The organism is Lysobacter enzymogenes, assembly GCF_017355525.1.
In the GTDB taxonomy this organism is placed as follows: Bacteria; Pseudomonadota; Gammaproteobacteria; order Xanthomonadales; family Xanthomonadaceae; genus Lysobacter; species Lysobacter enzymogenes_C.
The window spans coordinates 98,542-123,468 of sequence record NZ_CP067395.1 but is presented as its reverse complement, the minus strand read 5'-3'; the positions used below and the strand labels follow the sequence as shown (position 1 = coordinate 123,468).

Sequence of the window (24,927 nt, the reverse complement as noted above, 5' to 3'; positions counted from 1 at the left end):
TGCTGATCCGCTCACTGTCCAGGAGGACACCGTCATGAAGCATTCGTTCGCGGTATCGGTCGTTGTGTGCGCTGTCGCTCTTTCGTTCGCGCCGGCGCATGCCGGCGTCAAGCAATACGTTCCCGTCGACGTGGGCACCAACTACGCCGAAGGCAATGCGGGCTATGCCCGCAACAGCGCCGACGCCAGGCAGAGCATCGGTTGCAGCGTGCAGGCGAGTTCCGGCGTGGCGACGGTCAATGCCACCTGCACGGCGGCCAATGCCTTCGGCGCGCGCGTGTCGTGCAACACCACCGAGCCGCAGTTGGTGTCGGTGGCGCAGTCGGCCAAGGGCGATTCGTATATCCACTTCGGGTTCGATGCCGGCAAGAAGTGCACCGAAATCTGGGTGGACAACGATTCGAGTTACGAGCCGAAGAAGCCCTGAACCGGGTTCGTGCGTTGGGGTTTGCGTCGTTCCTGCGGTGTCGGCCCGGTGGTTACGCGAATCGGGTGTCCCCTGTAGGAGCGGCGCAAGCCGCGACCGCGAATCCTCGCTTACGGCGCAAGCGGGCGACCCCGCGGTCGCGGCTCGCGCCGCTCCTACAGGAGGCCGCCGGGGATTCGGGCGGCAGGTGCGGGCGCCGCGAGCGCTGTGGCATGCTCCGGCCACGTGGGATCGCGGGGGCGGGCCCTGAGGGCCTCGATGAACTCGATCGCCGAAGGTCTTACTGGAACCAGACCCGTTGCCACGCCTGACGCCAGCAACAATGCTTTGGGAAGCGACCGCACAACTGGAGTGCAGTTCGAACCACAGGGGCCTGACCGGTGAAGCGCGCCATCAACGGATTGCTGTTGGTATTTTTCAGCATCTATTCGGCCTCTTGCCAGAGGCATGGACCTGCCGAGGCTGCGACTGAAGGCATTAGAGTCGGAGAAACTCGCGCCAACGTCGAACGTCTACTGAAAGGCCGCGGCATAAAGTTCGAGTTCAGCCCTCCGATGGCCGATACATCGGCATTGCCGACTGAAATGGTTCAAGAGGAGGCGCTCGAATCTTCTACCCTCGTGTTTTTCGTCTCCGAGCCGCCAGTGGATGCGATCACGAAAACGACGAGAATAATCGTAGCGTTCGATCAGAACGGTCGCGTTGATCGAATCCTTACAAAGGAAAGCTACCTCGGCTTGTAGGGAGACAATGGGACCGCAGTCAAGTCGATCCCATGACGCAACAAGCCCGCCGATCTGCTGGGTTTATTCGGTAGGAATTGCGACGCGAGCGTGTGGGTTCGCGGTCGCGGCTCGCGCCGCTCCTACAGGAGGCCGCCGGGAATTCGGGGCGGCAGGTGCGGGCGGTGCGGGCGCTGTGCCATGCTCTGGCCACGCGGGCTCGCGGGGGCGGGCCCCGGGGACACGGATGAACTTGATCGCCGATGGTTTCTGGCTGCTTTGCCTGGGGCTGGTCTATTACAACTTCCGGGTCGGAATGCGCCGCCTCGCGGCGACCGCCGGGCCGCAGCTCGAAGAAGGCCAGCGCTATATGCGTATTTTCGCGGTGGCCGCGACAGTGCCGTGGGTGGTCATGGGCTGGGGCGTAGTGTTCGGCAGCGTGCCGCGAGGTATGTTCGCTTACTTCCGCCCGCAAGACCTCAACCCCTATGTGCTTGCGTGGCTGGGCAGTGTTTTCGCCTTGTTCGTGCTGTTGGCGTTGTGGGTGTTGTTGGCCGACGGAGCGCGCAAGATCCAGCAGTTCGGGTTGCTGTCGCCGTTCGGGGCTCGCGGCGGCGGGCAAACCATGTCGCTCGGGTCGATCAAGTTTCTGGCTTACGCCAGTCCTCTGTTCTTGCCGGTGTGGTGTTTGTTGGCTGCGAGTATGGACGCTTGACGAAACCCACCCTCCCTTTCTGTAGGCACGACGAATGACGCGGGACGAAGCCAAGCATTGGATTGAGGAAACCTGCGGCAAAGGCTGGCTGCCTTTGGTGGACAAGGCGTTCGACAGCCTGCCGTCCGAGGTGACGATCATGGAGGCGTTCCAGAAGTACGGGCATCTGGAGTTCCGGATCGATCCGTGGGATCACCCGGCCAAGTCGCATCTGGTCGATATTGGCTACGAAAGCGAGGCGATGTGCGAGGTCTGCGGCGCTGAGGCTTCGGAACAGATTGTCGATGGTTGGATAAGGACGCTGTGCCAACCGCACTTTATCTCGTTGTCGGGTGGCGTTTGATTCGGTAGGCGGTTGTGACGCGAACGGGTGGGTTCGCGGTCGCGGCTCGCGCCGCTCCTACAGGGGGCAAACGGGGGTTGCGTGGGGGTTCGGCGCCACGCGGCGGCAGGCGGACGGGTTGAGAATCGCGGTAGCATTTCCCCTCAAGAACGGGGACCGCGCGCAAGGCCAGGGATCGTCCGCTGGCGAGCCGCTCGCTCCATAACGGCGGTGCATGGAATGGATGCTTTGAAATCCCACTTGAGGCCGATCGCCTCGCGGGTCAGTCAGTATTTCCGCGATTTTCTCGATTCGGATTTCAAGCGCCAGCAGGCGCCGCGCCGGCGCATCGTGCTGACTTCGGAAAGCGGGTTCCGCTCGGGCTTGCGCACCTCGCCGTATCCGAACCTGGACCGCGACCTGTGGGCGCTGCTGAGCCGGCCGACCGGCGAGGATCTGGCGCTGAGCATCGCGCCGCGCAAGTACGTGCGGCCGATCAGCCCGGTGTTGCGCAAGGTCATCGAGGAGCAGGTCAACGCGATTCCCGCCTCGTCCATCGAGCTGGTGGGCCATGAGGTCGGCGCGTTGGCGGTCAGCACCTACGCCAGCGCGGTGCAGGACCCGGAGCGGTGGATCGACGGCGTGCAGCAGCATCTGGCCGACAAGGTGTCCGAGCACATCATCCGGCCGTTGATCGCCCACCTCGACGGCCCGTTGCGCACACAGGCCTATTGGGTGGTGGATTCGCTGCACGCGGCCGAGCGCGATCTGGTCGAGCGCGTCTGTTCGGACCTGTCGCGGATCCTGCCCGAGCAACTGGCCAAGCTGCTGGCGACGCAAGAGCCGGCGCCGCTGCTGGAGGCGATCCCGCAGTTCCTGACCTTGGACGGGACGCGGCAGGCCTTGCTGGCGTTCTTCGAAGGCTTCGTCGCCGCCGACGCCTATCTGGAATTCCGCGACCTCGAAACCTATGTCGCCACCAGCGACAACTTGCAGCTGTATCTGTACCTCGGCGCGGTGAAGTTCAAGGGCAACCAGTACCCGCTGTTCTTCCTGCCGATCGAAGTGCAGCGCGAGCCCAGCGGCGCCGGCTACAAGCTCAAGCTGGTCAATCATCTGTATGCGAACCGCAAGGCGATCGACTTCGTGTTGCAGGAGTTGGCCGCCGGGCTCAACCGCGCCTGGGTGTCGCCGATTCCCGAGCGCATCACCTACCTCAAGCCGGAGCAGTCGGTGTACGAGGAGGCGCGCCTGCTGTTCCGGCGCGTGGCCAATGCGGTCGATCTGGGCGGCGAGATCGAGCTGTCGTCGACCTCGCTGGATGCGGGTACGGCGCAGGTGGGGCTTTCCAGCGCGCTGTATCTGGCGGCGTTCGAGCGCGCGGACGAAGCGCTCATCAACGATTACGAAGAAATTCTGGATGCGCTGAACAAGGGCGGCTCGGCTGTGGTCGATCTGTTCGAGGGCATCGTCGGCGGCGTACTGCGCGAGAACCCGAAATCCATCGCGGCCGAGGTGGAAGCGCAGTGGGACGCGCTGCCGATGGTCGACCGGGTGGTCTACGACTCGCCGATTCCGCTCAACGAGGAGCAGCGCAAGGTGCTGCTGGCGGTGCGCCACCCGCAGGGCAAGATCGTCGTGGTGGCCGGGCCGCCGGGCACCGGCAAGAGCCACACCATCACCGCCATCGCCGCGGATTGCGCGTTCAATCATCGCTCGTGCCTGGTGCTGTCGGACAAGACCGAGGCGCTGGACGTGGTGTACGACAAGCTGTCCGAGGCGATGTCGCGGGTGCGGCACGATCCGGATTTCCCGAATCCGCTGCTGCGGCTGGGCCAGCAGGCGGCGAACTTCAAGAAGCTGACCTCGAACCAGACCATCAGCCAGATCGGCGCGTATGCGAAGGCGATGAAGGCCAATCAGGCGCGGCTGGAAGCCGAGCGGCAGGACAAGGCCGCGGACCTGAAGCAGCAGATCGCGCGCACCGTGACCACGCTGGGCGCGATCGAACTGGCGGCGGTGCAGGCGATGCACCAGGACGAAGGCCGTCTGGCCGAGATGGAACCGGCCTTGCTGGAGCAGTTACAACGCTGCAAGGACGCGCGCCTGCTGACCGAGCTGGACGCCATCGCGCCGATGCTGCCGGACCTGGAAGCCTATCTGCTGAAGGTGTTCGAGGAGCGCGACTATTCGCCGGCTACGCTGTGGGAGCGCCTGAGCCTGGAGTTGGTGCTGGCCGAATTCCTCAAGGACGCGGCCCCCTGCCCCTGGAACCTGTTCGAACAACTGGACGCCGCTCAGCTGCGCGCGCTCGGCGCCGCGCTGCTCGCTTACCAGCAGCTGCGCATGCCGGTGCTGGGCTACCTGTTCCGCGGCGCGCAGGTGCGCGAGCTGGAACGCCAGATCAATCTGTTGCCGGTCAGCCAGCCGCTGATGCTGAAGGCGTCGGCGGCGCAGTTGCAGGCCGTGGTGTCGGGCGGCAATGCCCTTCGGCTGAAGCTGGCCGGCCATGAGCTGGAACACGCCCTGCCCGCGGCCTGGCGCTGGCTGGCGATGGCGCGCCCCGTCGATCCCATCGCGCCCGCCGCGGCGCAGGCGTTTTCGCTGCTGCGCCGGATCGACCCGACGATCCTGGACAAGCTGCTGGAACGGCCGAAGGACGATGCACGCCTGTGGCCGCTGGTCGTCCGCTTCCTCAGCGGCTGGCTGCGCACGCGCGAAGCCTTCGCCGCTGCGCCGCAGATCGATTACGTCGGAACCAAGACCCAGCTTGAGCGCTTGAACACGTCGGTGATGAACTCGCACGTGGACGAGCGGCTGATCGGCTTCATGGACAATTACCGCTCGGATGCGCGCGCCCTGGCCGGCGTGATCGCAAGCCGGCAGAAGTTTCCCGAGGAAAAGTTCGGGCAGGTGCGCGAAAGCTTCCCGGTCATCATCGCCAGCATCCGCGAGTTCGGCGAGTTCATGCCGCTGGCGCCGGACCTGTTCGATGTCGTCGTCATCGACGAAGCCTCGCAGGTGTCGGTCGCGCAGGCGCTGCCGGCGCTGCTGCGGGCGAAGAAGGTGGTGGTGTTGGGCGACGACAAGCAGTTCTCCAACGTCAAGTCGTCGAATGCCAGCATCGAGCAGAACGAGAAGTACCGCGGCGAGCTGACCCACTACTTCCGCAGCAACGTCAGCGACGCGGCCGACGCCTTGCAGCGGCTGTCGATGTTCGACGTGAAGCGCTCGATCCTGGAGTTCTGCAATCACGCGGCGTCGTACTCGGTGATGCTGCGCAAGCACTTCCGTTCCTATCAGGAGCTGATCGGGTATTCGTCGGGGACGTTCTACGGCCACCAGTTGCAGGCGATCAAGATCCGCGGCGTGCCGGTCGACGAAGTGATCCGATTCGATCAGGTCGACACCACCGGCAAGAAGGTCACCCGCGGCACCAACGAGGCCGAGGCGGACTTCATCCTGGAGCGGTTGCTGGAGCTGATCGAGGAGGACGATGCGCCGACGGTGGGCATCATCACCCCGTTCCGCGAGCAGCAGACCTACCTGTCCAAGCGCTTGTTCAGCCATGCCCAGGGCGCGGAGTTCGAGCGCCGGCTGCGGCTCAAGGTGATGACCTTCGACAGCTGCCAGGGCGAGGAGCGCAACATCATCTTCTATTCGATGGTGGCCACGGCCGGGAGCGACGCCTTGAACTACGTCTTCCCGGTCGAACTGACCGACGCGCAGCAGGCGGTGGAGGAAAAGCTCAAGGTGCAGCGCCTCAACGTCGGTTTCAGCCGTGCGCAGGAAATGGTGTGGTTCGTCCATTCCAAGCCGCTGAGCGAGTATCGCGGCGCGATCGGGCAGGCTTTGCACCATTACGCCAATGTGCTGAACCACGCCGCGCGCCTGCCGGACGTGGACGAAGTCGATGCGTCGAGCCCGATGGAAGCGCGGGTGCTGGATTGGCTGCACAAGACGCCGTTCTATCAGGAGAACATCGAGGGGATCGACGTTTTTGCTCAGTTCGAGGTCGGCGCTTACCTTAAGCAACTGGACCCGACTTACCAGCACCCGGCGTGGCGCGTGGATTTCCTGGTGACGTACCAGTCGCCGAAGGGACCGATCCAGATCGTGATCGAGTACGACGGGTTCGAGTACCACTTCCAGAAAGGCCGGCATATCCATGTCGGCAATCACGAGCGCTATCTGCATGAGGCCGATGTCGAGCGCCAGCTGACGCTGGAGAGCTACGGCTATCGGTTCTTGCGCATCAACCGGTTCAACCTCGGCGACGATCCGGTCGCGACCTTGTCGGAGCGTCTGTACCGGCTGGTGGAGATCGCGCTCGGCGAGCATCGCTCCGAAGCGGTCAGTCAGGTGCAGTCGCAGGCGGCGGGGTTGGCGAGCAAGGAGCTCAAGACGTGTTCGCGCTGCGGCAAGATCAAGGAGCAGGCGGAGTTTTTCGATCCGGCGCTGAAGGACGGTGCGGGCGGGTTCGGGCGCGTGTGCCTGCCGTGCAAGGAAACCTCGGCGACGGCGGCCTCGCGGCCGGCGGGCGCGAAGCGGCGGCGTTGGCGCTGAAGCTCTGCTCGGCAATCGGCTGACTCCCTGTAGGAGCGGCGCGAGCCGCGACCGCGAAACCTCGCTTACGGCGCAACCTGGCCACCCCGCGGTCGCGGCTCGCGCCGCTCCTACAGGGGCTGTCGCGAGGGTTCGACCCCGTCCTGTGAGTGTCCGGTCCGCCACCGGCTGCGCGATGACAGTGTTTCATCTCCCCACGTCCGCAGCGCCGCAAACGGAGCAGTCGGATTTCAACCCCAAGGAGCATTTCATGGAGCGTCGCAAGTTTCTCGGCACCCTTCCCTACGCCGTCGGCGGCACGCTTGCGGCCGGCAGCCTGCCGTCGCACGCGCAGGTTCAGACGCAGTCCGCGGCGAACTACGTCAGCGTCAAATCGTTCGGCGCCGTCGGCGACGGCGTTACCGACGACACCGCGGCGTTGCAAGCGGCGATAAACGCTTCGGCGGGAAAGTCGCTGTTCTTTCCCGATGGGATTTACCGCATCAGCGCGGCCCTGGCGATCGCCACGGGCATCGAGCTGATCGGCGCCGGCAGCGCCTCGGTCACGATCAGCCAGTCGGCGCCGTCGACCGGCGTGTTCTGGATCAATTGCGGCAGCAACATCCTTACCGGCATCACCCTGCGCGGCTTCACCCTCGACAACAACGGCGGCGGCAGCGGTTCGTGCTATGGCGTCGATCAGTCGGTGCTGTCCGGCGGAACGGTCTACAACCTCAGCCTGCAGGACATCGTCGTGGCGTCCGGCCTGCCCGGCGGCGTGCGGCTGCGCAGCGTGTATTACGGCGTCATCGAGCATGTGGCGGTGGACAAGGTCGGCCTGCAGGACGGCGGGCTGGTGCTGCGCGGCGTCGACGCGCAGAGCAAGATCGTCAACGTGCGGGTGCAGAACCTGTCGGTGCGTTCGGGCAACGGCGGCTACGGGATCTACATCGGCAGCCATGCCGAGGGCTTGCAGTTCTTCATGTGCCTGCTCGAATCCAGCGGCCTGGCCACCAGCGTCAACATCGTCAACGACCTCGGCGCGCCGCGGCCGCCGGAAAATCTGTTCTTCAGCCAGGTCATCTGCGACAGCCCGCAGCGCAACGGGTTGGTCATCAACGGCTGTTATTCGGCGAACTTCGTCGATTGCTGGTTCGCCAGCGCCACCGGGCCGGCGGCCAATGCAGTGGGCCACGGCATCTACGTGCTGTCGGGCAACGAGATCGTCTTCAATGCCTGCCGCATCCTCAACAACGCCAACGACGGCGCCCGGATCGATGCCGGCGGCCAGTTCGTCAAGTTCATGGGCTGCTCGGTGTACAGCAACGGCACCAGCGGCGCCAACACGTGCGACGGCATCGCGTTCCGGCCGGGCGCGTCGGATTTCGAGGTATTGGGCTGCAACTTCGCCCGCGCCAACACGATCCCGTCGCAGCGCTATTCGGTGTCGGTGTTCCATGGCGTGTCGGACCGCTACATCATTTCGAACAATCTGATGGGCGGTGCGGTGACGTCCGGCTTGTTCGATGGCGGAACCGGGGCCAACAAGGCGATCGGCGGCAACGTGCTTGCGGGGCCGTAAGCGCGCGTAGCGACGATGTGCGCGCAACGGTGCGGACGGGCCGTTGCGCGCGCTGACGTTGGGCGCCCCTGTAGGAGCGGCGCGAGCCGCGACCGCGAAACCTCGCTTGCGGCGCAAGCTGGCGACCCTGCGGTCGCGGCTTGCGCCGCTCCTACAGGGAGGTCAGGACGATGCGCGGGACGTCAGTGGTTCAGGGACTCGGGGTGGCGCACCTGCCCTGCCCCACGTACGACGAAACGCTCGATGGTCAGCGATTCGACGCCCATCGGGCCGTAGGCGTGCAATCGCGTGGTCGAGATGCCGATCTCGGCGCCGAGGCCGAGCTGGCCGCCGTCGTTGAAGCGCGAGGAGGCGTTGACCATCACCGCGGAGCTGCGGGTGCGGCGCACGAACGCTTCGGCGGTGGCCGCATCGGCGGTGGCGATGACTTCGGTATGGTCGGAGCCGTGTCGGGCGATGTGGGCCAGGGCTTGGTCGAGGTCGTCGACGACGCGCGCGGCGATGATGAGGTCGAGGTATTCGGCGGCGTAGTCGGCTTCGCTCGCCAGGGCGAGTTGCGGGGCGTGGGCGCGCACGCGCTCGCAGCCGCGGACTTCGACGCCGCGTGCGGCCAGCGCGGCCAGGGCGCGCGGCAGGAACGCATCGGCGATGTCGCGGTGCACCAGCAGGGTTTCCAGCGCGTTGCACACGCCGGGGCGCGAGGCTTTGCCGTCGACCAGCAGGTTCAGCGCGAGATCGAGGTCGGCGGCGCGGTCGACGTAGAGGTGGCAGACGCCCTTGTAGTGCTTGATGACCGGCACGCGCGCGTGTTCGGCGACGAAGCGGATCAGGCTTTCGCCGCCGCGCGGGATCGCCAGGTCGATCAGGTCGGACAGTTGCAGCAGTTCCAGCACGTGTTCGCGCGCGGTGTCTTCGATCAGCGACACCGCAGCAATGGGCAGGCCGCGCTCGCGCAGCGCGGCGTGCAGGGCCGCGGCGATGGCGGCGTTGCTGGCGCGCGCTTCCGAGCCGCCGCGCAGCAGCACGGCGTTGCCGGCCTTCAGGCACAGCGCGGCGGCGTCGGCGGTCACGTTGGGGCGCGATTCGTAGATCATCGCGATGAGGCCCAGCGGTACGCGCTTGCGTTCGATGGTGAGGCCGTTGGGGCGGGTTTCGCTGCGGGTGACGCCGTCGAGCGGGTCGGGCTGCGCGGCCACTTCGCGCAGCGCGCCGGCGATGGCGCTCAGACGCGGCGGGTCCAGGCGCAGGCGGTCGAGCATCGCGGCGCTGAGCCCGGCGGCGTCGCCGCGGGCGAGGTCTTCGGCGTTGGCGGCGAGGATGGTGTCGGTCTGTGCGTCGAGCTGGTCGGCCATCGCCGCGATCAGCGCGGCGCGTTCGGCGCCGTCGAGCGCGGCCAGGGTCAGCGAGGCCGCGCGGGCGCGTTCGGCCAAGGTACGGACGTAACCGCTCATGAGGACGTTCCTTGGGCCGAAGCCGTAGTTTCGATTGCGCTGCTGGAGTCGTTGCCGCCGATCATCACCAGATCGTCGCGATGCACCACCGATTCGCCATAACCGAAGCCCAGCACCGCTTCGATATCGCGGCTGTGCCGGCCTTTGATCCGCGCAAGCTCGGCCGAGTTGTACTGCACCAGCCCCCGCCCGACCGAATCGCCGCCATCCCCGGCCACGCGCAGTTCGACCACGTCGCCGCGGCGGAATTCGCCTTCGACCTCCACCACCCCGCCCGGCAGCAGCGAGGCGCCGCGCACGCGCAGCGCGTTGGCCGCGCCGGCGTCGATGCGCAGGGCGCCGCTGGCCGGCGCGTGGCGCAGCCATTGCTTGCGCGCGCGCAGGCGGTCGCTTTGCGCGGCGATCAGGGTGCCGTGCAGCAGGCCTTGGGCGAGCGCGTCCACCACTTCGCTGTCGCGGCCGCAGAACAGCGCGGTGGCGACGCCGGCCGTAGCCGCCTTGGCCCCGGCTTCGAGTTTGGTGCGCATGCCGCCGGTGCCGAGCGCGCCGGCGCCGCCGCTGGCGGCAAGCAGCAGTTCGGGCGTGACCGCGGCGACGCGCTCGATCGGCCGCGCGTTCGGGTCGCGCTGCGGGTGGCCGCTGTAGAGCCCGCCGATGTCGGTGGCGATCAGCAGCAGGTCGGCGTCGACCAGCGAGGCGACCGCGGCGGCGAGGTTGTCGTTGTCGCCGAGCTTGAGCTCGTCGACGGCGACGGTGTCGTTCTCGTTGATGACCGGCAGCGCGCCGAGCCGCAGCAACTCGCGCAGCGAGGCGCGCGCGTTGAGGTAGCGGCGGCGGTTGCGCAGGTCGTCGTGGGTCAGCAGCACCTGCGCGACCGGCACGCTCGACAGTTGCTGCCAGAACGCGATCAGCGAGGCCTGACCGAGCGAGGCCAATGCCTGCCGCAGCACCAGTCCGTCGCCGCCGGCTTTGATCCGGCTGCGTCCGGCAGCGACCGCGCCGGACGAGACCAGCACCACCTCGCGCTGCTGTTCGCGCGCGCTTTCGATGAAGCGCGCCAGCCCCGCGGCATAGCGCGGGTCGAGCCCGCCGCCTTCGAAGCCGGCGAGCAGGCTGCTGCCGACCTTGAGCACGGCGCGGCGCCAGTTCGGCAAAGGCTGCGCGGCGAAGTCCTTTGCCGCGGCGCTCATGTGAGTTCCTTCAATCGCGCTTGCAGCACTTCCAGGCGCAGATCGGCGGCGGCGCCGGGCGAGACGCGCGCGGCCAGACTGGCTTCCGGGTCGCCCTGCGCCCAGCGCGCCGGGTCGGCGGCCTGCTTGTAGGCGTCGCGGAACGGCAGGCCCTGGCGGGCCAGATCGACGGCGAGGTCGGTGGCGTACATCGACGGGTCGAGTGCGGCGCGCATCGCCTGCGGCTTCCATTCCAGGTTGCGCAGCAGGTCGGGCAGCAGTTCCAACGCACCGAGGCCGCGGCCGAAGGCGTGGAAGATCGCGCCCTTGGAGAATTGCAGGTCGCGGTGGTAGCCCGAGGGCAACGACAGCAGGTGTTCGATCTCGGTGCGCGCGGCCGCGACGGCGGAGTAGCTGGCGCGCATCAGTTCGATCACGTCCGGGTTGCGCTTGTTCGGCATGATCGAGCTGCCGGTGGTGTATTCGGCCGGCAGCGCGACGAAGCCGAACTCGGCGCTGGTGAACAGGCTCAGGTCCCAGGCGAGGCGGCGCAGGTCGAGCAAGGCGGTCGACAGCGCGTCGATCGCGCCGAGTTCGAACTTGCCGCGCGACAGTTGCGCGTACGCCGCGGCCACCTGCATGCGGCCGAAGCCGAGCGCTTGCGTCGTGTGGTCGCGCGCCAGCGGCAGGTTGACGCCGTAGCCGGCGGCGCTGCCGAGCGGATTGGCGTCGACCCAGTCGAGCGTCTGCCGCGCGCGCACGGCGTTGTCGATGTAACCCTCGGCCCAGGCCGCCCACCACATGCCGGCGCTGGAGACCACGGCGCGTTGCAGGTGGGTGTAGCCCGGCAGCGGCAGGTCGCGCTCGGCGTCGGCGCGCGCGAGCGCGACGTCGGCGGTTTCGCGGCACAGCGCGTAGACGCGCGCCAGCCGGTCTTTCAGCCACAACCGCGTGGCGACCAGGATCTGGTCGTTGCGGCTGCGGCCGGTGTGGATCTTGCGGCCGGCGTCGCCGAGGCGCTCGATCAAGCGGCCTTCGATGGCCGAATGGCCGTCTTCGAAACGCTCGTCGAGCACGAAGCGGCCGGCCTGGAAGTCGTCGGCCAGCGCGTCGAGTTCGCGCGACAGGCCGTCGAGTTCCTCGGCGCTGAGGATGCCGATCTGCTGCAGGCCCTGCGCGTGCGCGCGGCTGGCCTGGATGTCGAACACGAAGAATTCGCGGTCCAGGATCACGTCCTCGCCGGCGAGGAAGTTCTGGATGCGCGCGTCGACCTTGACGCCGGGTTTTTGCCAAAGCAGATCGGACATGGGGGCGTTCGCTCGAATGCGGTTCTGAAAGGAAAGATCAGGAAGAAAGATGATTGGCGATGTGCGCGACGGCGTCGTGCGGCGCCAGCGTCAGCCGTTCGCCGCTCGCGCGGCGCTTGAGTTCGACCGTGCCTTGGCCGAGGCCGCGGCGGCCGACGATCAGTTGCCACGGCAGGCCCAGCAGGTCCATGCGCGCGAACTTCACTCCGGGGCGTTCGTCGGTGTCGTCGTGCAAGGCGTCCAGGCCCATCGCTTCGAGCGAGTCCTGCACGCCGGCGCAGACGGCGTCGATTTGCGCGTCGCCCGGGTCGAGGTTGACGATGCCGACGTTGAACGGCGCCACCGCGTCAGGCCAAACGATGCCGGCGTCGTCGTGACCCGCTTCGATGATCGCGCCGAGCAACCGCGACACGCCGATGCCGTAAGAGCCGCCGTGAATGGGTTTCTCGCCGCCGTCGGGGCCGGCCACCAGCGCCTTCATCGGCGCCGAGTACTTGGTGCCGAAGTAGAACACCTGCCCGACTTCGATGCCGCGCGTCTGCACCCGCCGTTCGGCCGGCACTTCGCGTTCGAAGCGTTCGATGTCGTGCACGTCCTCGGTGGCGGCGTACGGCGCGGTCCATTGCTGCACGATCGGTTCCAGGTCGCCGTCGTAGTCGACGCCGGCGCCGGGGATCGGCAGGTCGAGCACGGCCTTGTCGCAATACACCGCCGATTCGCCGGTCTGCGCCAGCACCAGGAATTCGTGCGAGAGGTCGCCACCGATGGGGCCGGTTTCGGCGCGCATCGGGATCGCGCGGATGCCCATGCGCGCGAAGGTGCGCAGGTAGGCGACGAACATGCGCCGGTAGGAGCGGCGCGCGGACGCCTCGTCGATGTCGAACGAGTACGCGTCCTTCATCAGGAACTCGCGGCCGCGCATGACCCCGAAGCGCGGGCGCTGTTCGTCGCGGAACTTCCACTGCACGTGGTAGAGGTTCATCGGCAGCGCGCGGTAGCTCTTGACGTTGGCGCGGAAGATCGCGGTGACCATGTCCTCGTTGGTGGGCCCGTACAGCAGCTCGCGCTCGTGGCGGTCGCGGATGCGCAGCATTTCGGGCCCGTAGGCGTCGTAGCGGCCGCTTTCGCGCCACAGGTCGGCCAGCTGCAGGGTCGGCATCAGCAGTTCCAGCGCGCCGGCGCGGTTCATTTCCTCGCGCACGATGGCTTCGATCTTGCGCAGCGTGCGCAGGCCGGCCGGCAGCCACGAGTAGATGCCGGCGGCCTCTTGCCGGATCAGGCCGGCGCGCAGCATCAGGCGGTGCGAGGCGATCTGCGCCTCGGCGGGGTTTTCCTTCAGGGTGGGCAGCAAGTAACGCGACAGACGCATGGGGTGGTACTCCGAACGCCCGGCCGAACGTGGCCGGATTCCCTACCGAGAGATCCTTCGCAAGAAGGAAGCCTGAGGGATCCGCCGGCCGCCGCGCTCGCCTGCGGCCGCGCGCGGCCGGGCGGATCCCTTGCCCCCTCGCGACGAGGGGACGCGTCAGGACATCACGGTCGCGGGTGCGCTTGAATGCCGGCCAGTTCGTCCAGGCCAAACGCCAGGTTGAGGTTCTGCAGGGCCTGCGTCGCCGCGCCCTTGAGCAGATTGTCGAGCGTCGACACCACCACCACGCGGCGGCCGTCTTCCGACAGCGCGAAGCCGCCGACGTCGACGTGGTGCTTGCCGGCGATGTCGCTGACCCACGGCGCGCCATCGGTCACCCGCACCAGCGCTTCGCCGTCGTACTGGCGGTGGTAGTGCTCGACCAGTTCCTCGCGGTCGAAGCGGCGTTCCAGGTGCAGGTTCGAGGTGACGGTGAGGCCGCGGAAATGCGGCGCCACGTGCGGCATGAACTCGACCGCGTGGCCGAGGTGACGGGTCACTTCGCGCTCGTGCAGGTGGCCGGTCAGCGCGTACGGCATCAGGTTGTCGCGCAGCTTCTCGGGGTCGTTCTTGTCCGAGGGCGTGGTGCCCGCGCCGGAATAGCCCGACACGCCGAAGCACTGCACCGGGCCTTCCAGCACGTTCAGCAGCGGCGCGATCGCCAGTTGCATGGCGCTGGCGTAGCAGCCGGGATTGCTGATCCGGCGCTGGCCGTGGAACTGCGCGCGGGTCAGCTCGGGCAGGCCGTAGTACCAGCGGTCGTCGAAGCGGTAGTCGGCCGACAGGTCGACGATGACCGGGTCGACGCCGACCGCGTCGAACGCGGCCACGCAGTCGGCGGCCTTGCCGTTCGGCAGCGCCAGCACCACCGCGTCGGCGCCGAGGCCGGGCAGTTCTTCGTGGCTCGGCGAGCTGTAACGCAGTTCGGGATTCTTGGCCGCGTACTCGGGAATGTGGTCGGCGAGCTTCTGCCCGGCCAGCTCGCGCGAGGACACGAACGCCAGTTCGAACTGCGGGTGCGCGGCGATCAGCCGGACCAGATCGGCGCCGACGTGTCCGCGCGCGCCCACGATGCCTATCGACTTAGCCATGCGCCGCTCCGCCCGAATGTTGGTCCAGCTTGTATTGGAGATTGCGCTTCACCGCCGGCCACTCCGCATCGATGATCGAGAACGCGACGGTGTCGCGCGGGCTGCCGTCGGCATGGCGGCGGTGGTTGCGCAGCACGCCGTCCTGCTTGGCGCCCAGGCGCGCGATCGCGGCGCGCGAGGCCAGGTTGAACCAGCTGGTTTCGAAGCCTACCGCAATGCAGCCCAGGGTTTCGAACGCGTGTCCCAGCAACAGCAGCTTGGCTTGCGTGTTCAGGCCGGTGCGCTGCACGCGCGGGGCGTAGAAGGTGTAACCGATCTGGACGCGCGGCACGGCCGCGTCCATGTCGTAGTAACGGGTGCAGCCGACGACCTCGCCGTGCGCGTCGAGCACGGCGAAGGCCCAGGCGACGCCGCGCTGCTGCATCGCCAGCGCCGCGTCGATGTAGGCGTCGACGCCTTCAGGCGCCGGCACGTTGGTGTACCAGGCCTGGGCCAGCTCGCCGCCGGCCAGGGCCGCGCGCAGGCCGTCGGCGTGCGCGCGGGTCAGCGGTTCCAGGGTCACGTGCTCGCCGCTCAAACGCGGCTGCATGCTCCAGGCTTCATTGCCGGCCATCTCAATCCTCCAAGGTCGGCGTGCGCCGGCCGGCGTAGTCGACGCAGGCGGCGATCTCGTCGAAACCGTCCATGCCGTACCAGAACACCTTCCACTTCTCCTGCTTCAGACAGCCGTCGGATTCGGAGTAATAGAACGGATTGACCGGGTTGCCGTGGCGCGAACGCCAGAACACGCTCGGGTTCTGCTCGCGCATGACCTGCCACACCGCGCGGCCGAGGCCTTCGCCCTGGGCGTCGTCGAGGACGGCGAATTTATCCAGGTAGGTGCGGCCGTCGTCGGCTTCGATCAGCACGATCGCGGCGCGGTAGTTCTCGCTGACGTAGGCCTGCTTGAGCCTGGTGTTGTCGAAATAGCCGTCGACCAGCTTGCGGCCGAACGCCGAATCGATCAGGCCACGCAGGCGCACGAGGTCGAGCTCGTCCCAGCGCGAGGCCTGCAGCACGCGCTCGCCGCGCCGCACCAGGGTGCCCGAGCCCTTGTGGGTGAACAGTTCCTTGGCCAGCTCCGACGGCTTGGTGATCGACACCGACGAGGTCAGCGGCAGCTTGTCGAGCAAATCCTTGATCTGTTCGATCTTGACCTTCATGCCGCCGTTGATCCACGGCTGCTCGATCAGGTGTTCGTACTCGGTCGACAGGTTGATCGAGTCGATGACCCGGCCGTTGTCGTCGAGCAGGCCGCCGGTGCCGGTCAGGAACACGATCTTGTACGGCTGCAGCACCTGCACCAGTTCGTTGGCGGCGAAGTCGGCGTTGATGTTGAGGATCTGCCCGCCGGGGGTTTCGCCGAGGCTGGCGATGACCGGGATCGAGCCGGCCTGCAGGCTGGCTTCGATCGGCGCGAGGTTGACCTTCTTCACTTCGCCGACCAGGCCGTACGTATCGCGGTCGAGGTATTCGGCTTCGAACACGCCGGAGATGATCGAGGTGGCGCGGCCGTCGCCGGATTGCAGCGCTTCGACCAGCTTGAGGTTCTGCGACTGGAATACGCGGCGCACGATCGCCAGCGCTTCGGGCGAGGTCACGCGCAGGCCGCCGACGGTCTGCTTGACGATGCCGGCGGCCGAGAGTTCTTCGTCGAGCTGCGGGCCGGCGCCGTGGATGACGATCGGGGTCAGGCCCACGTCCTGCAGGAACGCCAGCGACGAGGTCAGCGCGGCCAGATCGTCGCGCAGCACCGCGCCGCCGACCTTGACCACGGCGAAACGCTTGGAATCGAGCTGCGAGAAGCGCTTGAGGTACTGCGAGATTTCCTTGGCCGAGGCCATGCTCGACAGCAGCCGCACGATGGTCTGGCGGGTCTGCAGATGGTTGTCCATGGAAACGCTCATTGCGCCTTGCTCCCGATGATGCCCGCGACGCTGCGCGCGTAGCGTTCGAGTTGTTCCAGCGCGACCCATTCGTCGGCGGTGTGGGCCTGGGCGATGTCGCCGGGGCCGTAGACGATGGCGGTCAGGCCGCCGGCGGAGAACAGCGAGGCTTCGGTCCAGAAGTCGACCGCGTTGCCGATCGGCAGGTTCAGCGCGTCGGCGAGGTCGCGCGCTTCCAGACGGCGGTTCTCGGCGTCGGCGACGTCGCCGGCCGGCAGCGAGGGGCCGCGGAAGGTTTCTTCGTAGCGCTCGATCGCGCCGGCGTCGCTGAGCGTGCCGAAGGTTTCGTGCAGGCCGTCGATGGACTGCGACGGCAGCGGGCGGAAACCGAAGCGCAGCTCGGCGCTCGGCGCGATCATGTTGGCCTTGATGCCGCCTTCGATGCGGCCGATGTTGAAGCGCAGCCCGGTCAGGCCGCCGAAGCGCTGGTGCGACTGCGCTTCGACGTAGTCCAGCGCCTTGCCGCCCCAGCGCACCGCCTGGTGCAAAGCGCTGGCCTGCATGGCGTGGGCGCCGGACGCGTGGCCGGCGACGCCGCGGAAGCGCAGCAGCACCGAGCTGATGCCGCGATGCGCCAGCACCGCTTCGCACATCGTCGGCTCGGCGACGATGGCTTCGGTGAAACCGTGCTGGGTGGCGAGGAAGCCGGCGATGCAGCGCGCGTCGTTGGCTTCTTCGTCGGTGGAGAACAGGAACGCGGCATCGCCGTCGGTGACCGCGGCGGCCGCGAGCAGGCACGCGGCGGCGCCCTTGATGTCGCAGGCGCCCAGGCCGATGGCGCGGTCTGCGGTGACGCGCAGCGCATGCGGGTCCGCGCTCCAGGCTTCCGACGAGGGCACCGTGTCCAGGTGCACGTTGAACAGCCGGCGCGGGTTGCCGCGCACGGCCAGCATCGACACCGCGCCGGCGCCGAAATCGGTCACTTCGATGCGGAAGCCGGGCAGTTGGCTGCGCAGGTAATCGAAGATGCCGTCGGTGCCGATATCGCGCGGCGGGTTGCGGGTGTCGTAGGACACCAGGGCCTGCAGGTGGTTTAGGACTTCGGGGAGCATGGATGGTCGGCAGCTAGATTTGGAGTCGGTTTGATCGCGTCACCACAAACGGCGTCGCTGCTGTCCCCTCTCCCGCTTGCGGGAGAGGGTTAGGGTGAAGGTGTGCGGGATCGCCGCGTTCCGGCCCTCACCCCAACCCCTCTCCCGCAAGCGGGAGAGGGGCTCGAGCGAGCGTCAGCCCTTGCGGTTGATTTCCGCCCACAGCGTGCTGCTCATTCCGAACAGCTTGATGAAGCCTTCGGCCTCGGCCACGCCCCAGTCGGCCGCCTGCGCGTAGGTCGCGCCCTTGGCGTTGAGGATGTGCTTGGAGGCGATCGCCACCGCGTTGACGATGCCGCCGTTGGTTTCCAGGGTGACTTCGCCGTTGACCGTGCTCTGCGAGCTGGCCAGGAACGCTTCCAGGTCGGTCTTGAGCGGGTCGTGGTAGAAGCCTTCGTACACCAGCTCGACCCACTTGCGCGCGACGTCCGGCTTGAAACGGTTCTGCTGCTTGCTCAGCACCGCTTCTTCGAGCGCGCGGTGCGCGGTCAGCAGCGCGATCAGACCCGGCGCTTCGAAGATGATGCGGCCCTTCAGGCCGATGGTGGTGTCGCCGGTGTAGAGGCCGCGGCCAACGCCGTACTGAGCAAAAAGCCCGTTGAGCTTAGCGAGCAACACATGGCCTGCGACGGCCTCTCCGTTCAGAGCGACCGCTTCGCCGTTCTCGAACGTCAGCTTCACCTGCAACGCCTGCGCCGGCCACTCGGCGCGCGGCTTGCACCAGCCCACCGCGCCCTCGCCCGGGGCCTGCCAACGGTCGATCTCGCCGCCGGACATGGTCAGGCCGAGCAGGTTCTCGTTGATGGTGTAGGCCTTCTGCTTGGCGCGCACGCCGAAGCCGCGTTCTTCCAGGTACTTCTGCTCGTAGGCGCGGACTTCGGTGTGTTCCTTCTGGATTTCGCGGATCGGCGCGACGATTTCGTAATCGCCGAGCGCCTTGACCGCCAGGTCGAAACGCACCTGGTCGTTGCCCATGCCGGTGCAGCCGTGGGCGATGGCCTTGGTGCCGAGTTCGGCGGCGCGCTGCAGCGCGGCTTCGACGATCAGGTAACGGTCGGACACCAGCAGCGGGTACTGGCCCTGGTAGCCCTCGCCGGCCCACACGAACGGCTTGACGAAGCCCGACCAGATCGCCGGACCGCCGTCGACGGTGACGTGGCTGGTCACGCCGAGTTCGGCGGCGCGCTGCTCGATGAAGGCGCGCTCCTCGGCATCGACGCCGCCGGTGTCGGCGAACACGGTATGCACGGCCCAGCCGCGTTCTTGCAGGTACGGCACGCAGAAGCTGGTGTCGAGGCCGCCGGAGAAGGCGAGGACGATGTCTTTGCTCATGTTCGGAAAGTCTCTGCTCTGTTTGGCGCCCTCCCCCGCTTGCGGGGAAGGGTTGGGGTGGGGGCAAACGGAAGGGGTGAACGTTTCGGAGCCAAGGCGAAGATCGCCCTCACCCCGACCCTCTCCCGCAAGCGGGAGAGGGAGCGAAGCGGGTTACTGGCCGATCAACGCGGCCATGATCGCCTTCTGCACATGCAGGCGGTTCTCGGCCTCGTCGATGGCGATGCAGTTCGGCGAATCCATGACCCCGTCGGTGGCCTTGACGTTGCGGCGCAGCGGCAGGCAATGGCTGAACACGCCGTTGTCGGTCAGCGCCATCTTGGCTTCGTCGACGATGAAGTGCTTGTACTGGTCGCGGATCGGCTTTTCCGGGCCCCAGTTGCCGAAGTACGGCAGCGCGCCCCAGCTCTTGGCGTAGACCACGTCGGCGCCGGCGTAGGCGCTGTCGATGTCGTGGCTGACCTTCAGCGAACCGCCGCTCTCGGCGACGTTCTGCTCGGCCCAGCCCATGTAGCGCTCGTCGAGCACGTATTCCGGCGTGGGGCACAGCAGGGTCACGTCCATGCCGAGGCGCGTGGCGATGGTCAGCGCCGAGTTCGCGACCGCGGTGTTCAGCGGCTTGGGGTGGTAGGTCCAGGTCAGCACGTACTTCTTGCCGCGCAGGTCGGTGGTGCCGAAGCGCTCCTGCAGGGCCAGCGCGTGGGCGAGCTCCTGGCAGGGATGGGTGATGGTCTCCATGTTGATGACCGGCACCGGCGAATACTTGGCGAACGCCTTGAGCACCACGTCCTCGCGGTCGTAGGCCCAGTCGACGAACTTCGGGAACGCGCGCACGCCGATCAGGTCGACGTAGCGGCCCAGCACACGCGCGACTTCGGCGATGTGCTCCTCGGTGTCGCCGTCCATCACCGTGCCCAGGTCGAACTCGATCGGCCACGCGTCCTTGCCCGGCTGCAGCACGATGGCGTGGCCGCCGAGCTGGAACGCGCCCAGCTCGAAGCTGGTGCGGGTGCGCATGGACGGGTTGAAGAACACCAGCGCGATCGATTTGCCCTTCAGCTCGTTGCCGAGCTTGTTGCGCTTGAACGCGGCGGCCTGCGCCAGCAGCGCGTCGAGGTCGGGGCGCGACCAGTCCTGGGTGTTGAGGAAGTGCTTCGTCGTCATTCGGCGGTCTCGGGGTGAGGCGGGATGAGGCGGGGTTATGAAGCGGGGGATTAGCAAGCGGGGTTGGGGAACCGGGGTTGTGAACGATCCGGAGGTTGCGAAGCACTCGGACGTTTCGTATCTCCAGTTCCCTACCCCCTCACCCCGCTTCTCTTGCAAAGGGACAAAACAAAAAAGCCCAGCGCTAGGCTGGGCTTTTCGTGTGTGCGGCTTGTTACACGAACGACGGCGAGCCGTCACCCAGCGGATTGGCGGGGCAACGGTCGACGCGCGCGCGAGGTCATTCCCGCCGCCATGTAGGCGGAGGTCAGCACGTCGGCGTCGGCGTAGTTCGGGTTCATGAGGCCGCGAATGCTCGCATGCGCGGGCGGCGGGCGCAAGCCGGCGGGGGCCGCAAATGCGAACCCCGCCGGGCGGCGGGGCTGGGAACGGCGGAGCTGGAAGCGGCGTAACCGGGGCCGGGGCTCAGCGCGCGGTGCTGATCGGGGACACCACCGGGGTCACCGCGACCCGGACCTTGAGCTTGTTGCCGGGGTCCTCGGGCAGGCGCGAGCGGAACCGGGCGCCCTTGTAGACATAGTCGACGTCGTAGGCGATGGGGCGGCGGAATTCGCGCTCCACCGGCACCGGGCGGCAGTTCTCGCCGGTGCTGGGCTTGGGTTCGCGCTCGCGGCCCAGGACCTCGCGCACCGAGCCGATGACCCGCTGCAGGCGCGAATCGGCCTTGCCTTCCTCCGGGTCGCACTGCTGCTCGACCGTGGTCGCGCGCAGGGTCTGGTAGACCGGGGTCACCCGCAGCACCTGGGCGTAGTCGAAGCGAACGTTCTCCGCTTGCAGCACCGTGGTGTGCTGCGTTTGGGCCGGCGCGGGCGCCGTCCACAGGACCGCCACGGCGCCGGACAGCGCCAGGATCGGGACCTGCAGGAGAAGTCGGTTCATCGGGCTCGCGGCACTGGATTCGTGAATAAAGTGTAAGAGCAGTCTGCCGGGACGGCCTGAATCCCGCCTTTAGACCCGCGCGCCCCCGGGCCCGCCGCGGACGTCCGGCGCCGCGCCGGCGCCGTCGCGAACCTGCCGAAACCGGACCGAATGCCGTATCCGGGCGGGAATTCTGGCCCGTCCGACATACAGCGAAGCTAGAATGAACCCGAACCCAAGTAGCGCACCCATGAGCCTGCATCTCTACAACAGCCTGTCGCGACAGGTCGAAGCGTTCGCCCCGCTGGATCCGGCCCGCCCGACCATGTACGTCTGCGGCCCGACGGTCTACAACTACGCCCACATCGGCAACGCCCGCGGCCCGGTCGTGTTCGACGTGCTCGCGGCCCTGCTGCGCCGCCGCTACGGCGCGCTGGCCTATGCCCGCAACATCACCGACGTCGACGACAAGATCAACGCCGCCGCGGCCGAGCAGAAGGTGCCGATCTCGGCCATCACCGAGCGCTTCGCCGCGATCTACCGCCAGGACATGGGCGCGCTCGGCGTGCGCCTGCCGGACATCGAGCCGGCGGCGACCGCGCATATCGGCGAGATCGTGACCATGATCGCGGGCCTGGTCGACTCCGGCCACGCCTACGAGGCCGAAGGCCACGTGCTGTTCTCGATCGAGAGCTACCCCGATTACGGCAAGCTCTCGCGCCGCGACATCGACGACATGCGCGCCGGCGCGCGCATCGAGGTCGCCCCGTACAAGCGCGACGCCGGCGATTTCGTGCTGTGGAAGCCCTCCAGCGGCGACCTGCCCGGCTGGGATTCGCCGTGGGGCCGCGGCCGCCCGGGCTGGCATATCGAATGCTCGGCGATGGCCGCCGCCCATCTGGGCGAGACCATCGACATCCACGCCGGCGGCAACGATCTGATGTTCCCGCACCACGAGAACGAGATCGCGCAGAGCGAGTGCGCGCACGGCGGCAAGGTGTTCGCGCGGTTCTGGCTGCACAACGGCATGCTGACCTTCGACGGCGAGAAGATGGCCAAGTCGCGGGGCAACATCGAGACCGTGCACGATTTGCTGCGCAAGCATCCGGCCGAGGCGCTGCGTTTCGCCCTGCTGTCGGCGCACTACCGCCAGCCGCTGGACTGGTCGCCGGAGCTGATCGAGCGCTGCGCGCGCACGCTGGACCGGCTGTACGGCACCTTGCGCGACCTGGCCGGCGTCGACGCGGGCGAGATCGCCATTCCGGCCGAGATCGAAGCCGCGCTCGACGACGACCTGGGCACGCCGCAGGCGCTGGCCGAGATCGCGCGCATCGCCTCGGAGGCGCGCAAGGCCACCGATCCGGCCGAACAGGCGCGGCTCAAGCGCGAGCTGATCGGCGCCGGTTTCGCCCTGGGGCTGTTGCAGCAGGATCCGGCGACGTGGTTCGCCGGCGCCGCCGGCGACCAGGACGACGCGCGCATCCAGGCCCTGGTCGAGGAGCGCAACGCGGCCAAGAAGGCGCGCGATTTCGCCCGCGCCGACGCGATCCGCCAGCAGCTCGCCGACGAGAACATCCTGCTCGAAGACACGCCGCAGGGCGTGCGCTGGGTGCGCAAGCGTCCGGAGCTGGAGAAGGCCGAAACGGCCGGCCCCTGATCGCGGGCCTGGGCGCCGGCGTCCGCGGTTCGGATTCCGGCGCCGGCTTTGCGGTCTGCGGCGTTTCAGGCGCCGCAGCCCGAACGGGCTTTTGAAAGCGCGCCGCCGGGAGCAAGCTCTGCGGCAAGCGCCGTCTAACGCCGGCGTTTGCGCCGCCACCCGCGACGCGCTTCCAAACAGAAGCCGGTTTTGTCCGAACCGGCCGTTCGAACGCCGGCCCTTGTCTGCCCGGACCCGCGCCGCCACCTAACGACACGATGAACGCCCCCGCCCTCCCCGCCTCGCCCTTCCCGCTCGAACCCAGCGCCGCCGATGCCCAGGCCGCGATCCGCGACGAATTCGCGTTCTTCAGCGACTGGTCCGAGCGCTATCAGTACCTGATCGACCTCGGCCGCAAGCTGCCGGACCTGCCCGACGCCTATAAAACCGAGGAGCATCGCCTGCTCGGCTGCCAGTCGATGGTCTGGATCGTGGTCGACGGCGACGCCGATCGGCTGAGCTTCCATGCGATCAGCGATTCGGCCATCGTCTCGGGCCTGATCTATCTGGCGCTGCGCGTGTACTCCGGCCGCAGCGCGACCGAGATCGTCGCCACCTCGGCCGACTACATCGCCGACATCGGCCTGGCCAAGCACCTCTCGCCGACCCGCAGCAACGGCCTGGCCGCGCTGCTGGCCTTCATCCGCGAGCAGGCGCAGCGGCGGCTGTGAGTTCCGACGCCGCCCGCGCCGACGCGTCCGGATCCGACAACGGATCCGCTTCGAACGGCGACGCGGGCGGGCCGGTCACCGCCTCGCAGCTGCTGCGCAACCCCGGCTTCGTCGGCCTGCTGATCTATCGCCTGCTGGCGATGCTGTCGTACCAGATCGTCGCGGTCACGGTCGGCTGGCACGTCTACGAACTGACCCGCGACCCGCTCGCGTTGGGCATGATCGGCCTTACCGAGGTCGTGCCCTACTTCTGCTTCGCCCTGTTCGCCGGCTATGCGGTCGATCATCTGCCGCGGCGCAAGCTCGGCATGTTCGCCTGCCTCGGCCTGCTGCTGACCACGCTGATGCTCGCCGGCGTCGCCAGCGGGACCTTGCCGGCCGGCGCGTTCGGCATCGGCACCTTCACCATCTTCGCCGCGATCGCCATCAACGGCGTGGTCCGCGCGTTCCTGTCGCCGGTGTACATGTCGCTGTTCGCGCGCGTGCTCAAGCGCGAGCACTTCGCCCGCGGCGCGGGCGTCAGCAGCGTGGTGATGCAGACCGGGCTGGTGCTGGGCCCGGCCATCGGCGGCGTGCTGGTGGCCTGGGGCGGCAAGACGTCGGCGTATCTGGTCGCGGCGGCATTCGCCCTGGCCGGCGCGATCGCCATCATCACCTTGCGGGTGACCGAACCGCCGCCGCCGGCCGAACGCGCGCCGGTGTTCCAGAGCATCGGCGAAGGCCTGCGCTTCGTGTTCAACAACCAGGTCGTGCTCGGCGCGCAGGCGCTGGACATGTTCTCGGTGCTGTTCGGCGGCGCGGTGGCGCTGCTGCCGGCGTTCATCCACGACGTGCTGCATTACGGCCCCGAAGCGCTCGGCGTGCTGCGCGCGGCGCCGGCCGCCGGCGCGGTGCTGATGGGGCTGTGGCTGGCGCGGCACCCGCCGCAAAAGCACGCCGGCCGGCTGTTGCTGTGGGCGGTGGCCGGGTTCGGCCTGTGCATCATCGGCTTCGCCCTGTCGCGCGAGTTCTGGCTGTCGGCGGCGATGCTGATGCTGTCGGGCATGTGCGACGGCGTGTCGGTGGTGCTGCGCTCGACGATCCTGCAGCTGTCGACGCCGGACGAAATGCGCGGGCGGGTGTCGTCGATCAACGGCATCTTCATCGGTTCGTCGAACGAGCTCGGCGCGTTCGAATCGGGGCTGGCGGCCAAAGTCATGGGATTGGTGCCGTCGGTGATCTTCGGCGGCTGCATGACCCTGGCCGTGGTCGGCGCGACGGCGAAGCTGGCGCCGAAGCTGCGGCGGCTGGATTTGCGCGATTTGCAGTGAGGCGGGGCTGCGCGGCGGTTG

Annotated in this window: 20 protein-coding genes; 9 read left to right on the top strand and 11 right to left on the bottom strand. The window is 67.8% G+C overall.

The annotated features are described in order from the left end of the window. Window positions 1-34: 34 nt before the first annotated feature. The 6 genes from JHW38_RS00705 to JHW38_RS00680 all read left to right on the top strand — a co-directional run bounded on the left by JHW38_RS00705 (window position 35) and on the right by JHW38_RS00680 (window position 8,313). Window positions 35-427 carry a hypothetical protein gene (locus JHW38_RS00705; protein WP_207524132.1) on the top strand — a complete coding sequence of 131 codons (393 nt, stop codon included), beginning with the start codon at window positions 35-37 and terminating at the stop codon, window positions 425-427. 380 nt (window positions 428-807) lie between these two features. Beyond that, window positions 808-1,170 (top strand): hypothetical protein, encoded by a 363-nt coding sequence (locus JHW38_RS00700; protein ID WP_207524131.1) that lies wholly within the window; start codon window positions 808-810, stop codon window positions 1,168-1,170. A 226-nt stretch (window positions 1,171-1,396) separates the two neighbouring features. Further along, complete coding sequence (locus tag JHW38_RS00695; protein WP_207524130.1) at window positions 1,397-1,864, top strand: hypothetical protein; 468 nt, start codon at window positions 1,397-1,399, stop codon at window positions 1,862-1,864. A 34-nt stretch (window positions 1,865-1,898) separates the two neighbouring features. After that, window positions 1,899-2,207 (top strand): hypothetical protein, encoded by a 309-nt coding sequence (locus JHW38_RS00690; RefSeq protein ID WP_207524129.1) that lies wholly within the window; start codon window positions 1,899-1,901, stop codon window positions 2,205-2,207. 240 nt (window positions 2,208-2,447) lie between these two features. Continuing rightward, on the top strand, window positions 2,448-6,752 hold the full coding sequence (locus JHW38_RS00685) for an AAA domain-containing protein (protein WP_207524128.1): 4,305 nt from the start codon (window positions 2,448-2,450) through the stop codon (window positions 6,750-6,752). Window positions 6,753-7,002: 250 nt separating this feature from the next. Then, window positions 7,003-8,313 carry a right-handed parallel beta-helix repeat-containing protein gene (locus JHW38_RS00680; RefSeq protein ID WP_207524127.1) on the top strand — a complete coding sequence of 437 codons (1,311 nt, stop codon included), beginning with the start codon at window positions 7,003-7,005 and terminating at the stop codon, window positions 8,311-8,313. Window positions 8,314-8,495: 182 nt separating this feature from the next. On the opposite strand, the gene JHW38_RS00675 is transcribed toward JHW38_RS00680, so the two are convergent. The 11 genes from JHW38_RS00675 to JHW38_RS00625 all read right to left on the bottom strand — a co-directional run bounded on the left by JHW38_RS00675 (window position 8,496) and on the right by JHW38_RS00625 (window position 21,250). Continuing rightward, the gene (locus JHW38_RS00675; protein ID WP_207524126.1) at window positions 8,496-9,764 is read right to left on the bottom strand and encodes a glutamate-5-semialdehyde dehydrogenase; all 1,269 of its coding nucleotides are present in this window, start codon (window positions 9,762-9,764) and stop codon (window positions 8,496-8,498) included. Beyond that, window positions 9,761-10,954: a glutamate 5-kinase gene (gene proB / locus JHW38_RS00670; RefSeq protein ID WP_207524125.1), complete on the bottom strand. Its 1,194-nt coding sequence runs from the start codon at window positions 10,952-10,954 to the stop codon at window positions 9,761-9,763. The genes JHW38_RS00675 and proB overlap by 4 nt, the downstream gene beginning before the upstream one ends. Then, on the bottom strand, window positions 10,951-12,240 hold the full coding sequence (gene argH / locus JHW38_RS00665) for an argininosuccinate lyase (protein ID WP_207524124.1): 1,290 nt from the start codon (window positions 12,238-12,240) through the stop codon (window positions 10,951-10,953). The genes proB and argH overlap by 4 nt, the downstream gene beginning before the upstream one ends. 37 nt (window positions 12,241-12,277) lie before the next feature. Beyond that, window positions 12,278-13,609, bottom strand: coding sequence for a proline--tRNA ligase (proS, locus tag JHW38_RS00660; RefSeq protein ID WP_207524123.1), 1,332 nt, complete (start codon window positions 13,607-13,609; stop codon window positions 12,278-12,280). A 164-nt stretch (window positions 13,610-13,773) separates the two neighbouring features. After that, the gene (argC, locus tag JHW38_RS00655) at window positions 13,774-14,739 is read right to left on the bottom strand and encodes an N-acetyl-gamma-glutamyl-phosphate reductase (RefSeq protein WP_207524122.1); all 966 of its coding nucleotides are present in this window, start codon (window positions 14,737-14,739) and stop codon (window positions 13,774-13,776) included. Continuing rightward, complete coding sequence (locus tag JHW38_RS00650; RefSeq protein ID WP_207524121.1) at window positions 14,732-15,352, bottom strand: GNAT family N-acetyltransferase; 621 nt, start codon at window positions 15,350-15,352, stop codon at window positions 14,732-14,734. The genes argC and JHW38_RS00650 overlap by 8 nt, the downstream gene beginning before the upstream one ends. Before the next feature lies 1 nt (window position 15,353). Further along, window positions 15,354-16,685 carry an acetylglutamate kinase gene (locus JHW38_RS00645; RefSeq protein ID WP_207524120.1) on the bottom strand — a complete coding sequence of 444 codons (1,332 nt, stop codon included), beginning with the start codon at window positions 16,683-16,685 and terminating at the stop codon, window positions 15,354-15,356. Further along, window positions 16,682-17,776, bottom strand: a complete 1,095-nt coding sequence (locus tag JHW38_RS00640) for an acetylornithine deacetylase (protein WP_207524119.1) — start codon at window positions 17,774-17,776, stop codon at window positions 16,682-16,684. Before JHW38_RS00640 ends, JHW38_RS00645 begins: the two co-directional genes overlap by 4 nt. A gap of 174 nt (window positions 17,777-17,950) precedes the next feature. Further along, window positions 17,951-19,147: an argininosuccinate synthase gene (locus tag JHW38_RS00635; protein WP_207524118.1), complete on the bottom strand. Its 1,197-nt coding sequence runs from the start codon at window positions 19,145-19,147 to the stop codon at window positions 17,951-17,953. Between the two features lie 153 nt (window positions 19,148-19,300). Beyond that, the gene (locus JHW38_RS00630; protein WP_207524117.1) at window positions 19,301-20,311 is read right to left on the bottom strand and encodes an N-acetylornithine carbamoyltransferase; all 1,011 of its coding nucleotides are present in this window, start codon (window positions 20,309-20,311) and stop codon (window positions 19,301-19,303) included. A 465-nt stretch (window positions 20,312-20,776) separates the two neighbouring features. Further along, the gene (locus tag JHW38_RS00625; RefSeq protein WP_207524116.1) at window positions 20,777-21,250 is read right to left on the bottom strand and encodes a hypothetical protein; all 474 of its coding nucleotides are present in this window, start codon (window positions 21,248-21,250) and stop codon (window positions 20,777-20,779) included. Between the two features lie 229 nt (window positions 21,251-21,479). On the opposite strand from JHW38_RS00625, the gene cysS reads away from it, so the two are divergent. The 3 genes from cysS (at window position 21,480) to JHW38_RS00610 (ending at window position 24,906) form a co-directional block, all read left to right on the top strand. Then, window positions 21,480-22,886: a cysteine--tRNA ligase gene (cysS, locus tag JHW38_RS00620; RefSeq protein WP_207524115.1), complete on the top strand. Its 1,407-nt coding sequence runs from the start codon at window positions 21,480-21,482 to the stop codon at window positions 22,884-22,886. A 257-nt stretch (window positions 22,887-23,143) separates the two neighbouring features. Further along, a complete protein-coding gene (locus JHW38_RS00615) occupies window positions 23,144-23,596 on the top strand; it encodes a SufE family protein (protein ID WP_207524114.1) in 453 nt (150 codons plus the stop codon). A gap of 89 nt (window positions 23,597-23,685) precedes the next feature. Beyond that, on the top strand, window positions 23,686-24,906 hold the full coding sequence (locus JHW38_RS00610; protein WP_242691441.1) for an MFS transporter: 1,221 nt from the start codon (window positions 23,686-23,688) through the stop codon (window positions 24,904-24,906). Window positions 24,907-24,927 lie beyond the last annotated feature (21 nt).